This is a genomic window from Streptomyces sudanensis, assembly GCF_023614315.1.
GTDB lineage: Bacteria > Actinomycetota > Actinomycetes > Streptomycetales > Streptomycetaceae > Streptomyces > Streptomyces sudanensis.
In genome coordinates, this window is record NZ_CP095474.1 from 2,216,999 (window position 1) to 2,232,737 (window position 15,739).

Genomic DNA, 15,739 nt, shown 5'->3' on the forward strand with positions numbered 1-15,739 from the left:
TTAAGGGGANNTCGANNNGTGAGNGNTGGGTGNGGTCGGCGGGGTCGGGTCGGCGGCAGGGGTTGCGGTCCGGAAGTGGCGCGGACCGGGCCGGCAGAAAGGGACGCGGACGCGGGCCGGGCCGGCAAGAGGGAAGGCAGACGCGGGCCGGGTCAGCAGGAGGGGACGCGGGCGCCGTCGTCGAGGGCCTTCAGGGACGTGACGGCGTCCTTCAGCGTCGTCACCGGGATCAGCCGCATCCCGTCCGGCCGGGTCGCCAGGGCGTCGTCGCACTCGGCCTTCGGCACGAGGAACACCGTCGCCCCGTCCCGTGCGGCGGCCTGCGTCTTGAGCGACACGCCGCCGACCGCGCCGACCCTCCCGTCGGGGTCGATCGTCCCCGTGCCGGCGACGACCTCGCCGCCGGTGAGGTCGCCGCCCTCGCCGTCGCCGGCCAGCTTGTCGACGATGCCGAGGGAGAACAGCAGCCCGGCGCTGGGGCCGCCGACATCGGCGAGGTGCAGCTCCACCTCGACGTCCTCACCGCTCCGGCCGAGGTGCCCGAGCGCGGCGGTGACGGCGCTGTTCTGGGACTTCCGCATCTGGCCGAGGTTGTGCTTCTCGATCTCCCGGTCCGACTTGCCCGACGGGTAGACGGAGTCGCGCGGCAGTACGGCCCGGTCGCTGCGGAACCAGGCGCGTACGACCTCCCCGAGGCCGATGTCGGCGCGCGGCGCGGTGGCCAGGATCGTGGTCATCCGCAGCTGCCCGCTGGTCTTCCGCACGGGAGCCCCGGAGATGGTGATCACGGGCCGTCCCTTGTGCGCCCCGAGCACGTCCGCCGTCGATCCGGGCAGCGCGATCGTGAACGGCAGCGGCGCGAACGCGGCCGCCGCGAGCAGCGCGAGCACGGGCAGGGCGCACAGGAGCAGGGCACGGGGCCGCGAGAGACGGGAGAGCACGGACCCAATCTATCGGCCCGCCGCACACCGGGGCGGGCCCGCTCCGTCGTGCGGCGGGCCCGCGGAGGGCGGGGCGGCGCGGAAAAGCGGGCGGGCAGGTGTGAGCGGCCGAGTACGGGCAATCCGGGTGGGAGCGCTCCCGACGCGGATTCCGCTCCAGAAGCGGCCATCCCCGCGCTCCCGCCGCTCCGAAGCGGCCACCCCCGAGCGCCCACCGCTCCCTTTTCTCCGGGTATGCGATGAATGTGGACCGGGAACCGGCCAAAAATTGGCCAGTCGGATTCTTCACCTGTTTTGAATGCGCGGGAACTCGCCATGATGATCAGGAAAGCAAGATCACCCAATCCCGTAATTCACCTGAAGGTGATGGATGGACCACATCTCTTATGTGCAGGCAGACCCGGACTTCTATCGCCCCCTCTATGAGGCGAAAGACCTGGGTCAGTCGTACGAGGCTCGGTGCGTCCCGCTTTCCTGGGATCGCAAGCAGATGTTCTTCTGGTCCGTCTACAAGCCGCCGAAGACCACCATCGCGACCCACGGATGGAAAGTGCACGTGTCCGCCGACCTGTCGCGGGCGCAGGAAGTCCTGGACATAGCGGCGGCCGTCTGCGTGCGGCAGAACATCGCCTTCAAGCACCTCGGTACGCGCGCCTATTTCCTCATGCTGCACCACAAGCACGCCCCGAGGTCGCAGAACGGGAAGTTCATAGCCGCCTATCCTCCGGACGAGGAGGCTTCCAGAAGGCTCATGGAAGAACTCCACGCCGCCCTCCCCGGCGAAACCGGGCCCTACATCCTGGGTGACCGGCGCTGGCGGGACTCGCGGGTGGTCTCCTACCGGTACGGGGCGTTCGAGACGATCCCGGTGATCCAGCCCGACGGTTCCGAGCAGCTCATGGTCCCGGACGGTTCCGGCAAGCTCGTCCCCGACGTGCGCGGCCTGTCGTTCACCCTGCCCGAAGGCATCGAGGACCCGTTCGCCGCGCAGACCAGGCCGCTCAGGCACCACACGGCCACCTCCGCGCCCAAGCCCCGGAGCGTGTCCTTCGAGGGCATCGTGTTCGACAGGCTGCTCAGGCACTCGAACGGGGGCGGCGCCTACCTCGCGACTGTCCAGGAGACGGGCGAGAAGGTCTTCGTGAAGGAGGCCAGGGCGCATTCCGGCCTCTATCCCGACGGAACGTCGTCGCCGGACCACCTGGCGCACGAGAACAGGATCCTGCGGGCCCTGGACACCCGCGTCCCGGGAGTGGCGCCCAGGCCGGTGAAGTTCTTCCGGCGCTGGGAGCACACGTACCTGGTCACCGAACTGGTTCGCGGCGTCTCCCTGCTCGAATGGGTCACGAATTACCATCCGATGTTCACGGTCTCCCCGGACCGCGAGTACTACCAGGCGTACTGGGACCGCTGCGCTCGCATCGTCGAGCAGGTCTCGGAATCCCTGGAGCGGCTGCACGAAGCCGGTTTCGTGTTCCTCGACGTCAGTCCCCGCAACGTGCTCGTGGACGACGACGACACCGCGCGCCTCATCGATTTCGAGACCGCGGAGGAAATCGGCAACCCGCTCAGCCTGTTCGGCACCCCGGGGTATTTCCCCACCCTGCCGGCCGGGGAACTCGACGAAGTGATGCGGAAGGATCCCACGTACTGCGACAGGTACGGGCTCGCGGCCCTGGCCCGGCTGCTGACCTTCGGCATGAAGACCCACGTCATCCAGCGGGAGCCCGCGGCGCTCGACCACCTGGGCGACCTCATGCACCGCGACTCGGGGATGCCCGTCCCGGACGTGCTCCGGCGGAAGGCCACCGAGTTCATCCCCGTCGGGGCCCCGACGAAGCTGCCGTCGCCCGACGAGGTGCGAAGCGACCCCCTGGACAGCCTGGGACGGCTCAGGGACGCGACCGCCGACGCGATCCTCGCCGCGGCGACCCCGGAGGGCCGCGTCGTGTTCCCCACCGTGCCGCGCGCGTACTACGCCCACCCGCACGCGGTCGTCTACGGGACCGCGGGCGTCCTGCACGCCCTGCGGCTGGCCGGCCGCGACGTCCCGGACGAGGTGCTGTCGCGGTTCCGGCGGGAGGGCCTCGAAGGGGGCGCGACCGCGGCCCCGGGCCTGCACTCCGGCAGTGCGGGCATCGCCTGGGTGCTCGCCGACCACGGAATGGTCGAGGAGGCCAACGCGCTGCTCGCGGAGGCGGAACGGCACCCCATCCTCACCCGCGTGGCCACCCTGGGCGAGGGAGCGGCGGGAGTCGCCCTGACGCACCTGGCCCTGTACGGGCACGACAGGGACGAGGCGCACCTCGACGCGGCCCGGCGGATCCGCGCGTCGATCCCGTCCGGCCCGGACATCAGCGGCTCGCTGGAGACCGAGGGCGCGACCGGCCTCCTGCACGGGCGGGTGGGCATAGCGCTGCTCGACCACTACCTGTACACGCTCCTGGGCGACGAGGAGGCGAAGCGGAACGGGCTCGCGCTGCTGCGCGAGGAGGCGGCCCAGGCCGACCCCTACCCGGGCGGCGGCATCGGCTTCCGCGTCTCCGCGGAGGACCAGCGGCTCTACCCCTACCTCTACCGGGGGTCCGCGGGGTTCGCCTCCGTGGCCGCGCGCTACCTCCCGGTCGCCGACGAGGACCTGGCGAGGTCGGTCGACGAGGCGATGCGCGCCACGACCATCGCGAGCACCTACTACGCGGGCCTCTACGAGGGCCAGTCGGGGCTGGTCTTCGCGCTGTGCGAACACGCCTCCCTCACCGGCTCGGCGACGAGCCGCGCGGCCGCGCTGAAGACCGCGCAGGCCCTCTTCTGCCACGCCGTCTCCGGTGGCACCGGCGCCCACTTCCACGGCGAGTACCTCATGCGCTTCAGCACGGAGCTGTGGAGCGGCTCCGCCGGCGTCCTCCTCGCGCTGACCCGGCTGCTGGACGACACGCAGGACGCCTTCTTCACCCTGGACGGCCTGACGAAATAGGCAGCCGCGAGCCCGAGGGCCCGCTGCCTCACCACGCTTCCTTTCCCGTCCGGGAAAGGAGATTCCAACCGATGAAAGGACGGCGAAAATGGCTGCCAACGAAATGATGGAAGAGGTTCTGGCCCTGCAGCTCCTGGAGAGCGAGACGCCGACGCACGACCGCCTCGCCGCTTCCGGCCTGTGCACCAGCACCAGCGCCAGCACCGGCTGCACCGGCTTCTGACCGGCGCAGACCACTGAGTGACCCTCGGGGGCCCGGACCGACCGTCCGGGCCCCCGAGCAGCGATGCCGTTCGACGAAAACGCGAGCCAGGAGGACGAATTGCTCTTTTCCCTTTTCTTCGTGGGCCAACTCTCCGACCCCACACCGGAACGAGAGCAGCAGATGCTGAAGGACTCCGTCGAGCAGGCCGTGTTCGCCGAGCGGATGGGGTTCGACCGCATCTGGGCCGTGGAGCACCACGGGCTGGAGGGGTACTCGCACATGAGCGCCTCCGAGATCTTCCTGACCTGGGTGGCCGCCCGTACCGAGCGCATCCGCATCGGGCACGGCGTCGTCACCATGCCGTTCGCCTACCAGCACCCGGTCCGCGTCGCCGAGCGCACCGCCATGCTCGACGTCCTGTCCGGCGGGCGCCTGGACGTGGGTGCCGGGAACGGCGCCAGCGACCAGGAGATGTCCCTGTACGGAGTCGACCGCGAGAACGCGCGCGCCCAGGTGCGCGAGGCCCTCGACATCCTCACCGGGATCTGGCGGAGCGACCACCGGTTCGAATGGCACGGATCCCTCGACATCGGACCCGGTGCCGTACTGCCGAGGCCCGTCCAGCGGCCGCACCCGCCCCTCTTCCTGGCGTGCAGCAGGGAGGAGGCCATGCGGACGGCGGCGAAACTGGGGATCGGGGCGCTCGTCCTCGGTTTCGGCGGCCCCGAGATGACCCGCCTCAGACGTGCCGCGTACGACGCCGCGTGCGCCGCGCGCACCCCCGAGGACCTCCTGTCCTCCACCGTCAACGACCACTTCGCGGTCGTCTGCCCCACCATCGTGCTCGACGACGCCGAACAGGCGCGCACCATCGGCCTGCGCGGGCAGCAGTTCTTCGTGGAGTCGTCGCGCCACTGGTACGGAGGGGGCCGGCCGCCCGAGCAGGACCCGGCGGCGGACGGGCGGGCCGCCCTCGAAAGGACCAGGCAGGAGGTCCTCGACGAACTGCACGCCCACGGGGTCCCGTTCAGGTCCGAGTACGTGGCGGCCTACAACACCGACCACCCCTACGGCACCGCCGACGCGGCGGTGAAGCGCGTCGAGGAACTGGCCGACGCGGGGGCGGACGAGGTGATCTGCCTGGTGCAGATGGGGACCGTGCCGCACCACGTGTGCATGGAGACCATCCGGCAGTGGGGGGAGAAGGTCATTCCGCACTTCCGCTCCGGACGGTGACCGCGGCCGGCCCGGGGACGCGCACCGGGGCGCCCGGCGCCCGCCGGTGATCTCCCGCCGGGCCCCGGCGCGCCCACCGGGCGCGGTACGCCGGCCGGCCGCGGCCGTCCCCGCCGGGGCTTCCCGCCCCTCGGCCNNGCCCGCACCGCCCGCACCGGGCGGAGCGGGCCCGGCGGGCCGGGACGACGCGGGCGGTCCCGCGAGGGCCGGGCGGGGCGGACGCGGCCGGGAAGCCGTTCGACGCCCCCGGCAGGACAACGGGGGCCAATGCCGCGCGGGCGCAGGACCGGCGGGCCCGGTGCCACATACACGGCAGGAGGCGGGGCCGATACCGCGCGGGCAGGAGGCGGGGCCGGTACCGCGCGGGCAGGAGGCGGGACCGGGGTTCGCGCGGGTCAGCGCAGGGCGTCCGCCACCTCGCGGGCCGCCTCGACCACGCGGGGGCCGACCCGTTCCGGCACGGCGTCCGTCAGCATCACGACCCCGACGCTGCCCTCGATGCCCGTCACCTCCAGCAGCGGGGCCGCCGCGCCGCTCGCACCCGTCTGCAACTCGCCGTGTGTGAGGACGTAACCGGGCTCCGCGGGGCCGTCGGCCTGCCGGGCCTGGAGGATCGCGCGCCCGGCGGCGCCCCGGTCGAGCGGGTGGCGGAACCCCGTCCGGTACGCCACGTGGTAGTCCGTCCAGGTCGGCTCGACGACGGCGACGGCCAGCGCCTCGGCGCCGTCGACGAGGGTGAGGTGCGCGGTCGCCCCGATATCCTCGGCGAGCGAGCGCAGCGCGGGCAGCGCCGCCTCGCGCACGAGCGGATGGACCTGGCGGCCCAGCCGCAGCACGCCGAGCCCGACCCGGGCCCGGCCGCCGAGGTCGCGGCGCACGAGCGTGTGCTGCTCCAGCGTGGCGAGCAACCGGTAGACCACGGTGCGGTTGACGCCGAGCCGGTGGGACAGCTCGGTGACGGTCAGCCCGTGGTCGGTGTCGGCGAGCAGCTTGAGGACGCGCAGTCCCCGGTCGAGCGTCTGGGAGGTCTCCGCGGTCACGACGCCCCTCCTTCGAAGTGAGCGGCGGCGGGCACTCCCGACACGGAGGTGACGCCCGTCCCGTGGGCGTCGCACCGAGAGGGCCGCCGCCGGCAGGCCATGGCACACCGACGGCGCTCCGCGGCGGCGCTGCCACGGCGCGTTTGCATGTGCCCGGACAGTAACGACCCGATCCGCTCAGCGGAAGACCTCGTTCAGGATCCGGGCACGGATGGGGACTTGATCCCGGAATGCGCTCCGCCCCGCGGCGGCGTCCCCCCGCCGCCCGCGGGACGGGCCCCGGACGGGTCCCCGGGACGGGGCCGCCCGGGACGCGCGCCGCGGGCGGGGCTCAGCGCATCCGCGTCGCCCACTCCTGGACCTTCTTGATCCGCTCCCGGATCTGCCCGGCCGTCGCCTCGGCGCTCGGCGGGCCGCCGCACACCCGGCGCAGCTCGGTGTGGATGACGCCGTGCGGCTTGCCGCTCTGGTGGACGTACGCGCCGACCATCGTGTTGAGCTGCTTGCGCAGCTCCATCAGCTCCTTGTGGGAGACCACCGGCCGCCGCTCGGCGGGCAGTTCGAGGAGGTCGGCCTCCTCCGCGGGCTTCTGCCTGCTGTGGGCGATCTGCCGGGCCTGCCGCTTCTGCAGGAGGAGCCGCACCTGGTCGGGCTCCAGCAGGCCGGGGATGCCGAGGTAGTCCTGCTCCTCCTGGCTGCCCGGGTGGGCCTGCATGCCGAACTCGGCGCCGTTGTACATCACCCGGTCGAAGACGGCGTCGGACTCCAGCGCCTCGAAGGGCAGCATGTCCTGCTCGCCGGTGTCCTCGTCCTGCTGCTTGTTCGCCTCGTCGAGCTCCTTCTCGGACTCGGCGTACGGGTCCTCCTCGCCCTGCTTCTTCGGCCGGTCGAGGACGTGGTCGCGTTCGACCTCCATCTCGTTGGCGAAGCCCAGGAGCATCGGGATCGTGGGGAGGAACACGGAGGCGGTCTCACCGCGCCGCCGGGACCGGACGAAACGCCCCACGGCCTGGGCGAAGAACAGCGGTGTGGAGATCGTCGTGGCGTACACGCCGACCGCGAGCCGCGGCACGTCGACGCCCTCGGACACCATGCGGACGGCGACCATCCACCGGTCGTCGCTCTCGCTGAACTCGTCGATCCGCTTGGAGGCGCCCGCGTCGTCGGAGAGGACCAGCGTCGCCCCCTGCCCGGTGATCTCCCGGATGAGCTTGGCGTACGCGCGTGCGGACTCCTGGTCGGAGGCGATGACGAGGGCGCCGGCGTCGGGAACGGCCTTGCGGACCTCGGTGAGCCGCCGGTCGGCGGCGCGCAGCACGTTCGGCATCCACTCCCCCCTCGGGTCGAGGGCGGTGCGCCACGCCTGCGAGACGGCGTCCCTGGTCATCGGCTCGCCGAGCCGGGCGGCCACCTCGTCGCCCGCCTTGGTGCGCCAGCGCATGTTGCCGCTGTAGCTGAGGAAGATGACGGGGCGGACGACGCCGTCGGCGAGGGCGTTGCCGTAGCCGTACGTGTAGTCGGCCGCCGACCGCCTGATGCCGTCGTTCCCCTCCTCGTAGGTGACGAAGGGGATCGGGTTGGTGTCGGAACGGAACGGCGTACCGGTCAGCGCGAGGCGCCGCGTCGCCGGCTCGAACGCCTCCAGGCACGCCTCGCCCCAGGACTTGGAGTCGCCGGCGTGGTGGATCTCGTCCAGGATGACGAGGGTCTTGCGCTGCTCGACGCGGTTGCGGTGCAGCATCGGGCGCACGCCGACACCGGCGTAGGTGACGGCGACGCCGTGGTACTCCTTGCTGAGCGGGCCCGCGCTGTACTCGGGGTCCAGCCTGATGCCTATGCGCGCGGCGGCGGCCGCCCACTGCTTCTTCAGGTGCTCGGTCGGGGCGACCACCGTCACCTGCTGCACGACGTGGTGGTGCAGCAGCCAGGACGCGAGGGTCAGCGCGAAGGTCGTCTTTCCGGCGCCGGGGGTGGCGACGGCGAGGAAGTCCCGGGGCTGCTCCTGGACGTACCTGTCCATCGCGGCCTGCTGCCAGGCGCGCAGCTTGCCGGCCGTGCCCCAGGGGGCGCGGCCGGGGAAGGCGGGAGAGAGGTGATGGGAGGCGGTAGTAGTCACGGTCTCCGATTCGGTGCTCTCGGACGCATGGGGTGCGCACGGCCGACGTACGACAACCGGGCCACCCTACCGGTGCCCCNCCCGCCCCCGCCCGGGACGGCGCCGGGCCCCGCGGAGTGCGAGCGGCGTCACACGGCGGGTCGGCGGAGCCGCCCGGCGGGCGTCGCACGGCCGGTTCGCGGAGCCGCCCGGCGATGCTCTTCACCTCGTCCTCCCGGCCCGTGGCGACATCGGCGACCGGCCGTTCGGCCGCGTCGACGTCGGCGTCGGCGTCGGGCCGGAAGTCCACTCCGTCGACGGCGAGGAAGGGACCGTCGCGAAGACACCGGTTCACGGCCGTACCGCGAGGGTGCCGCCCCGTGAGGTCGCTCCGGTACCGGACCTCGGGGCCGCTCCGGTACCGGACCCCGGCGTCGTTCCGGTGGCAGACCTCGGGGTCAGCCGGTCCGCGCGGGCCGCACCCGGGACGCCACCCACGCCCCCACCAGCGCCACCACCGCCATCGGGAGGAACACCGCCGCGAAGGCCGCCGGGTGCGAGGCGGCCGGCTCCGCGCCGGGCAGGGCGTGGCCGCCCACCGCGCCGCCGCCCAGCGCGGTGAAGGCCGCGCCGCCCGCCGCGAGGAGCATGACGTTCGCCAGGCCGTCGGAGATCTGGAGCGCCGCCGAGTTCGTACCGGCCTCCCCCGGCGCGGACAGCTTCAGCAGCAGCACGCTCGTCGCGGAGATCACCATGCCCATGCCGAAGCAGCCGAAGCCCCAGGCCACCCCCACGATCCACACCGGCACCACCGGGACCAGCACGGACGGCACGGCCGCGATCGCCGCCGCGACCAGCAGCATCCCCAGCACCATCAGCCGCTCCTGGTACGGCTCCGCCCGCGGCCGCGACTGGAGGAACGACCCCAGCGCCCACGCCGCCCCGCCCACGGCCAGCGACAGTCCGGCGAGCGTCGGGCTCAGCCCCCGCTGGGTGACCAGCATCAGCGGCACGAACGACTCCGCGGAGATGAACGCGCCCGCCGCGACCCCGCGCAGCAGCACCACCGACGGCAGCCCGCGCGCCGCCCGGTAGGTGCCGCGCGGCATCAGTCCGCGCACCGCCGGCACCAGCAGCGCCACGCCCGCCGCGGCGGGCAGCACCGACAACCAGCGCAGGTCCTGCCCCGCGTACTGGAGGAGTCCGGCGCCCACCGAGATCCCGAGCGCCAGCCGCAGCCGCCGCACTCCCGGAGCCGGGGCCTCCGCCTCCGGATCGGCGGGTCCGGAGGCCATGCGGCGGATCGCCGGCAGGGCGAGGACGAGCGGCGGCACGACGAGCACCGGTATGCCGAGGAACACCCACCGCCAGCCCAGCCGCTCGGTCACCGTCCCGGCGGCGAGCGGCCCCACGACGGACGGGATGATCCAGCTCGCGGAGAACGCCGCCATGATCGCCGGCCGCAGCCTCTCCTCGTACGCCCGGCTCACCACCACGTACAGCGCGACGATCACCAGTCCGCCGCCGAGGCCCTGCACGGCCCGTCCGAGGACGAACGGCCACATCGCTGCGGCCGTACCGGACACCACCAGGCCCGCCCCGAAGGCGCCGATCCCGGTTGCGAGCGGACCCAGCGGCCCCCGCCGATCGGCCCACTGCCCGGCCAGCACCATGCCGAAGAGACTGGTCGTGAAGTACGCGGAGAACGCGAACGCGTACAGCGGCACGCCGTCCAGCTCCCGCGCCGCGACGGGCATCGCCGTCCCGACGGCGGTCGCCTCGAACGCGATCAGCAGCACGACGGACACGATGCCGATGCTCAGCGCCCGGTGCTCCCGGCCCATCACACCGCCGCCGCCCTTCTCCGGGGCGGCGGACGAGTCGGCGGTGGCGGCGGTGCGGGCGGTGTCGGGCGGGTCCAGGGCGCTCATGACCTCCAGGGTAAGAGGCATGGACCGGGTTGACTCCTGTAAATCGACGGGGCCGGCCTCAGCCTTTGGCCGTACGCCCCCGGGGGGACGCCCCCCGCCCCGCCACGGCCGACACACCGGGCCGGGCCGTGGCGGGGCGATGCGGTACGGGCACGCTCAGGCGCCCGCGCCCTCGAACGCCCGCTGGAGCGCCCCGATGTCGAGCTTCTTCATGCTCATCATGGCCTCGGCGGCACGCCTGGCCTTCTCCCGGTCGGGATCGGTCATCATCTCCTCCAGGACGCGCGGGGTGATCTGCCACGACAGGCCGTACCTGTCCTTGAGCCACCCGCAGGGTCCCTCCTGGCCGCCCTCGCCGAGCCGGGACCAGAAGTAGTCGACCTCCTCCTGGTCCTCGCACGCCACGGAGAGGGAGACGGCCTCGTTGAACGTGAACTCGGGCCCGCCGTTCATCGCGATGTAGCGCTGCCCCGCGAGCTCGAACTCGACGGTCATCACGCTGCCCGCCGGCATCGGGGTCCCCTCGGGGTAGCGGGCGACCTTCACGATCCGCGAATCCTCGAAGATCGAGGTGTAGTGGTTGGCCGCCTCCTCCGCCTCGCTGTCGAACCAGAGGTACGGCGTGATCTTCTGCTGCATGACGGGCTCCTTCCGTCCGTGTGCCCTCACACGAGTAGACCGACCGGAGTCCCGAAACTCATCCCGCCGTACGCCGGATGCACACGCCCGTCAGCCGTCGGAGGCGTCCGGCAGCTCCTCGACCACGAACGACCCCCTCGCCCGGACGGTCACGACCAGCTTCCGCTCGCGCAGGATGCCCAGGGCCCGGCGCACGGTGTTGGAACCCACACCGTATTCCTGGGAGAGGAGAATCTCCCCCGGGAGCCGGGAGCCGGGAGCCGGGAGCCGGGAGCCGAGCGCGAACCCGATGCCCTCGGCCCTGTACGATCCACTATTCCTCCCTATCACCCACCTGCAGCTGCATTTGCCGTAAAACCTGACGCGGACGGGGCCTCCTCAGATACGTACCGCAGAGGAAGGCCCCGTCCCCGCACACGCCTGATGCCTCGACGTCATTCGTCCCGCCGCATCTCACTCCACGGAAAGCGACACGCCCCAAGCCGTACCCATCGTCGCCCACTCACCCCTTGCCGGGCTTCACCACGGGAGCTCCCTGGAGGGGCTTGTTCTCGCACCCGAGGGCTTCGGTGGCCCGCTGGGCCATGGCATAGAGGAACGCAACCTGCCGCTCCTTCGTCCCGGCTTCCGGACGCTTCCCATCGCTCACCGGACTGGCCAACCGCCCCCGCAGCAGCACCTGCCGGGAGTCAGCTGCCAAGCTTCCGGAAATCCGGCACTCCGTGGCGAGTTCGGCGATGATCCCTGTGGACTCGGCCAGGACACCACCCACCCGGTATTCGGTCCACTCGTCAGTATGAGGACGACCTTTGGCCGGTCCGCCGGATGCCGACCAGAAGAAGCTGACGTGCACACTCTTGACATCAGTTCCCGACCGAGAAGAGAAGAAGCAGACATCCACAGGAAGGGTCGACCTCTTGGAGCCCTTTTGTTGCAGGTCCTTCCTGAGCCGCTCCGAAAAATCCGTCGTCGTCTTGAACCACTGGCTGTCAAAGCCGTCCGCGCCAATCATCCGCTGCAGCACCTCGCCTTCCTGCGAGGAGTCCTTCACCTCACAGATGTGACGGGCCGGAGCAGGTGATACGTCGGACGCACAGGACGCCACAAGGAGTGACAGCAGCGAAAGCGTCACCGCACACACATTTCGCTTACCCCGGCGGCTGCAGGTGCGCCTGCGCATCAAGTCTCCCTCTGCGCCGCGTCGTACTCCTGCCGCGTCACGGCGAACGGCCGGATGGAGGCGTTGGCGCCCTCCCCACCTCCAGTCGCCACTGGTGGAAACGGTCTGCACCTCGCAGGCGAAGATGTCCTCAAGCGTTCTGAACTTCGCCGCGGCGCTCTTCCGTGCACCGGCGGCCCTGGTGAGGACGGAGAAGTCCGTCTCCAGGATCTCTTGGTATGTGGGCACGTCTCCCCCTACAGCCCCGAAAGCTTCGACTGCGGTCGCTGGATGGTGTGGTGGATGCCGACGTCGGTGCTCCCCAGGATCGTGGCGGTGCTGTGTAACTGCTCCTTGTGCGCCGTCAGGCGTCCGGTGAGGCGTTTGACCCGGTCCTCCCACTTCTCGTGGGACTTCTGCAGGCCGACGGCCGTGTCCCAGCCGGTCAGGACGTGGCGAACGGGCGGAAATCCGGCGGAACATGGGAGTGAAAGCCAGGCGACCGCTCCTTCGCACTCTTCGTGGAAGTGCGCGAACCCGATGCCCTCGGCTCCGTACGAGCCGCCGCTCTCCTCCTCCACACGCCTGCATCTGCACCTGCCGTGTAACCAGCGCAAACGGGACCTCCTCAGATACGTACCGCAGAGGAAGGCCCCGTCCCCGCACACGCCTGATGCCTCGACGTCATTCGTCCCGCCGCATCTCACTCCACGGAAAGCGACACGCCCCAAGCCGTACCCATCGTCGCCCGCTCACCCCTTGCCGGGCTTCACCACGGGAGTTCCCTGGAGGGGCTTGTTCTCGCACCCGAGGGCTTCAGTGGCTCGCTGGGCCATGAGGTAGAGGAAGGCCACATGCCGCTTCTGCGTTTCGGGGTCCTCACTCCCCATGTTCACAGTGTTCCCCAGCGTGAACCGTAGTTGGGCCCGCCGGGACGGTTCCGCCAAGTCACCGGGCAGTCTGCAAACCACACGGAACTTGGCGATGATGTCCGTCGTCTCGGCGTGGACACCGTTGACCGTGTAGTGCGTGTAGTCCTCCGGTGGGACGCCACTCCGATCCGCTAGGCCAGGCGATGTCCAGGCGAGGTCGATGGTCAAACGCCTAGACTCTTGCGGGGGCTCGGGAACGTAATGACACAACTCGTTCCCGCTTACGGAGGACCCCGGCTTCATCTGCCGGAGCTCCTGTTCGAGTCGTTGCTGAAGGCGCCTCCCCGACGTCGAATATGCCCGATCGAACCGTTCCGACCGCAGCACGGTCTGCAACAACCTCGCCTCGGCCGTCCCCTCAGCGATGTCACAGAGACGCTTTGAGGCAGCGGTCGGCGCGGGCGCGGGCTCGGCATCACACGACGTCACCAGTACGGCAAGCACCAGAAGCCCGGCGAGACGGATACGACGCATACGCTGATCAGCCCCTCGGCGGACGAAGGTGTTGTGCGGCATTGTTGAGCCCTTGATCGAAGGCGACGTTGGCTCCGTCCTGTGCCGTCTTGTAGGCATCCGAATCCTTGATGGACTCACGATTACCCCAGTTGTGCAGCATCTTGTTGAGACCGTCCTTTTCCGCTCCGTAATTCTCACTACGGTCGTCCGTGGCGTCTTCCTCGTTGTCCTCCTCTTGCTTCTTCTGCCAGTCAAAGCCGATGGTGTCGACCAGCGAGCTGGCTGCGGAACCCACGATCGGGATCTCTCCGACGAACGCGTTCACACCGTTGACGGTGTACGTCGTGGTCTTCTCCGCCCAGTCGTCCTTTTCATCGTGTCGGTCGGCGATGACGTCCTCACCGATGCCGCTGAGCACGCCGAGGGCATGGCCGATGTCCTTGGTCTCCGCGTTCCAGGCAGCGCTCTCGCCGGGCACATTTCCGGCGAAACTGGGGAGCTGATCGAGCAGGGAAGCCGAGTAGACGCGTTCGGCGGTGTGGAGCAGCGAGAAAGCGTACGGATCGTCCGCGAGGCCACGCGTCACGCGGACCAGGCTGGCCTGGCCGACGGCGATCTGGTAGCCGCCCTGGTCGGAGCGAACGACCGATTCCTCGCCCCTGACACCGCCGAGGTTCTGCCCCTCGAAGATCACATGGGTGTCGGCCACGTAGTCCGCGAGGGCCCTGGCCATGGGGGTCCGAAGGTCGTTCAGCTCCTCCGGAAGTTCATGGCCCTTCATATCCGCGTCGAGCATCTTGACGGCGTGGTGCATCACCCGGGCCTGCCCCTCCGTGTGCGTTCCCGGCGGGCCTGCGTCATGGCCGGGCGGGTGCCCGGTCGCCGCGGCCTGAAGCGCCGCACCGAGACCGGCCGACGACGACCCGCCCCAGTCGCGCTCGGTGAGGAGGTGCTTGAGGTGGTCGTTCTCGTTTCCCGGAGCCTTCGGGTCGAGGAAGTACTCGGCCGCTTCCGGGTTCTTGCTCATGACGGTGAGAAGGCCGGCGAGCGGGTCGGCCGCGAAGTCCGCGCGCCCGGCGCCGTCCGCGTCGTGCCACAGTTCGAGCCCGTTGCCCTCGGCGTCGAGAATTCCCTCACCCACGTCGTTGAGGAACTGCTTTCCATAGCCTCCGCCTTCGGACATCAGAGTCACGAGGGTCTGGTAGCCGCGGGCGCTTCCATCCTTGTCCATCGGCTTGTCGCCGGCATTCCGCAACTCGACGAGGAAGGCCTTGTACATGTCGGAACTCGGGTCCTTGGTCCCCGTGCCGAGCGTCGAAGCGAGACTTGCGCTGATCGACTCGTAGAGCTTCTTGTCCCCCGCCGAGACGCCGGATTCCCGCGCCGCCAGCATCATCTGGTCGGCCAGTTGCAGAGTGTCCTTCCCGCCCAGCCCGTACAGGAACGCCTCGCTGAAACGCTTGTCATGGGCGTTCGCACGGAGGAGGTTCCGATACTGCTCCAACTCCTCCGACGACGCCTTTCCGGAGCGCACCTTCTGGGTCAGGAGGAGGGCCTCGACGGCCTCCACGTCACCGACGGGGCGCAGGTTGAACCCGGAGGGCGCGGTGCCGTCCGCACCGGAGGCGCTGAGCAGGGCCCTCTTCACGTCCTCGTCGTAGTCGTTGACCGCCTTCACGGCACTGGTGATGTTCCTCGTGTACGACTGCTCGACCTCGCGGAGGTCGGGCTGGTGTCGGACACTGTTCGCCGTTGCGGCATCGACCTTGCTGTAGTCGAAGCTCGCGACGCCTCCCTCGGAGACTTTCATGCCCGCGTCGACGGCGTCGGCGACGGCCGATTTGACCTGGGCCTTCAGCCGTACGAGCGTGCTGTGGGCGTCGCGTAGGACCGACTCCATCGCGCGGGCTTCCCGGTACGCCGCCGCGTACTCCTGCCGGGTCACTCCGAGCGGCTGGAGGGACGCGTCGGCGCTCTGCCCACGCCAGTCACCACCCACCGACAGGCTCTTGACGCCTTGTTCGTAGGAGTCCGCCAGCTTCTTCAGGTCGGTGGCGGTCCGCTTCCAGCTGTCCGCCGCGCTGGTGAGGACGGACAGGTCCGTCTCCAGGATCTGCTGATAGGTCGGCAC

At 70.6% G+C, this 15,739-nt stretch carries 13 protein-coding genes; 3 read left to right on the forward strand and 10 right to left on the reverse strand.

The features are described from left to right. Positions 1-152 precede the first annotated feature (152 nt). Positions 153-941 carry a S16 family serine protease gene (locus tag MW084_RS10250; RefSeq protein ID WP_010470135.1) on the reverse strand — a complete coding sequence of 263 codons (789 nt, stop codon included), beginning with the start codon at positions 939-941 and terminating at the stop codon, positions 153-155. Between the two features lie 370 nt (positions 942-1,311). On the opposite strand from MW084_RS10250, the gene lanKC reads away from it, so the two are divergent. The 3 genes from lanKC to MW084_RS10265 all read left to right on the forward strand — a co-directional run bounded on the left by lanKC (position 1,312) and on the right by MW084_RS10265 (position 5,356). After that, positions 1,312-3,915, forward strand: a complete 2,604-nt coding sequence (lanKC, locus tag MW084_RS10255; RefSeq protein WP_078571556.1) for a class III lanthionine synthetase LanKC — start codon at positions 1,312-1,314, stop codon at positions 3,913-3,915. Between the two features lie 88 nt (positions 3,916-4,003). After that, a complete protein-coding gene (locus tag MW084_RS10260; protein ID WP_193789335.1) occupies positions 4,004-4,138 on the forward strand; it encodes a class III lanthipeptide in 135 nt (44 codons plus the stop codon). Positions 4,139-4,237: 99 nt separating this feature from the next. Continuing rightward, the gene (locus MW084_RS10265) at positions 4,238-5,356 is read left to right on the forward strand and encodes an LLM class flavin-dependent oxidoreductase (protein ID WP_029553447.1); all 1,119 of its coding nucleotides are present in this window, start codon (positions 4,238-4,240) and stop codon (positions 5,354-5,356) included. A gap of 395 nt (positions 5,357-5,751) precedes the next feature. Here the strand turns inward: MW084_RS10265 and MW084_RS10270 are convergent, their stop codons facing one another. The 9 genes from MW084_RS10270 to MW084_RS10310 form a co-directional block, all read right to left on the reverse strand. Continuing rightward, a complete protein-coding gene (locus tag MW084_RS10270) occupies positions 5,752-6,396 on the reverse strand; it encodes an IclR family transcriptional regulator (protein ID WP_010470141.1) in 645 nt (214 codons plus the stop codon). A gap of 331 nt (positions 6,397-6,727) precedes the next feature. Then, complete coding sequence (locus tag MW084_RS10275; RefSeq protein ID WP_010470142.1) at positions 6,728-8,512, reverse strand: DEAD/DEAH box helicase; 1,785 nt, start codon at positions 8,510-8,512, stop codon at positions 6,728-6,730. 437 nt (positions 8,513-8,949) lie between these two features. Continuing rightward, complete coding sequence (locus MW084_RS10280; RefSeq protein ID WP_029553448.1) at positions 8,950-10,422, reverse strand: MFS transporter; 1,473 nt, start codon at positions 10,420-10,422, stop codon at positions 8,950-8,952. A 156-nt stretch (positions 10,423-10,578) separates the two neighbouring features. Then, complete coding sequence (locus MW084_RS10285; RefSeq protein ID WP_010470144.1) at positions 10,579-11,061, reverse strand: VOC family protein; 483 nt, start codon at positions 11,059-11,061, stop codon at positions 10,579-10,581. A gap of 90 nt (positions 11,062-11,151) precedes the next feature. Beyond that, positions 11,152-11,391: a GntR family transcriptional regulator gene (locus tag MW084_RS10290; RefSeq protein ID WP_078571558.1), complete on the reverse strand. Its 240-nt coding sequence runs from the start codon at positions 11,389-11,391 to the stop codon at positions 11,152-11,154. 172 nt (positions 11,392-11,563) lie between these two features. Then, positions 11,564-12,193: a hypothetical protein gene (locus MW084_RS10295; RefSeq protein WP_158684311.1), complete on the reverse strand. Its 630-nt coding sequence runs from the start codon at positions 12,191-12,193 to the stop codon at positions 11,564-11,566. A gap of 284 nt (positions 12,194-12,477) precedes the next feature. Continuing rightward, on the reverse strand, positions 12,478-12,801 hold the full coding sequence (locus MW084_RS10300) for a hypothetical protein (RefSeq protein ID WP_010470148.1): 324 nt from the start codon (positions 12,799-12,801) through the stop codon (positions 12,478-12,480). Between the two features lie 171 nt (positions 12,802-12,972). Next, positions 12,973-13,320 (reverse strand): hypothetical protein, encoded by a 348-nt coding sequence (locus MW084_RS10305; protein WP_158684312.1) that lies wholly within the window; start codon positions 13,318-13,320, stop codon positions 12,973-12,975. Between the two features lie 313 nt (positions 13,321-13,633). Next, the gene (locus tag MW084_RS10310) at positions 13,634-15,739 is read right to left on the reverse strand and encodes a DUF6571 family protein (RefSeq protein WP_010470151.1); all 2,106 of its coding nucleotides are present in this window, start codon (positions 15,737-15,739) and stop codon (positions 13,634-13,636) included.

Coding starts and splice junctions, on each gene's coding strand:
- lanKC (WP_078571556.1), top strand. CDS start 1,312: ATGGACCACATCTCTTATGTGCAGGCAGACCCGGACTTCTATCGCCCC.
- MW084_RS10260 (WP_193789335.1), top strand. CDS start 4,004: ATGGCTGCCAACGAAATGATGGAAGAGGTTCTGGCCCTGCAGCTCCTG.
- MW084_RS10280 (WP_029553448.1), bottom strand. CDS start 10,422: ATGAGCGCCCTGGACCCGCCCGACACCGCCCGCACCGCCGCCACCGCC.
- MW084_RS10285 (WP_010470144.1), bottom strand. CDS start 11,061: ATGCAGCAGAAGATCACGCCGTACCTCTGGTTCGACAGCGAGGCGGAG.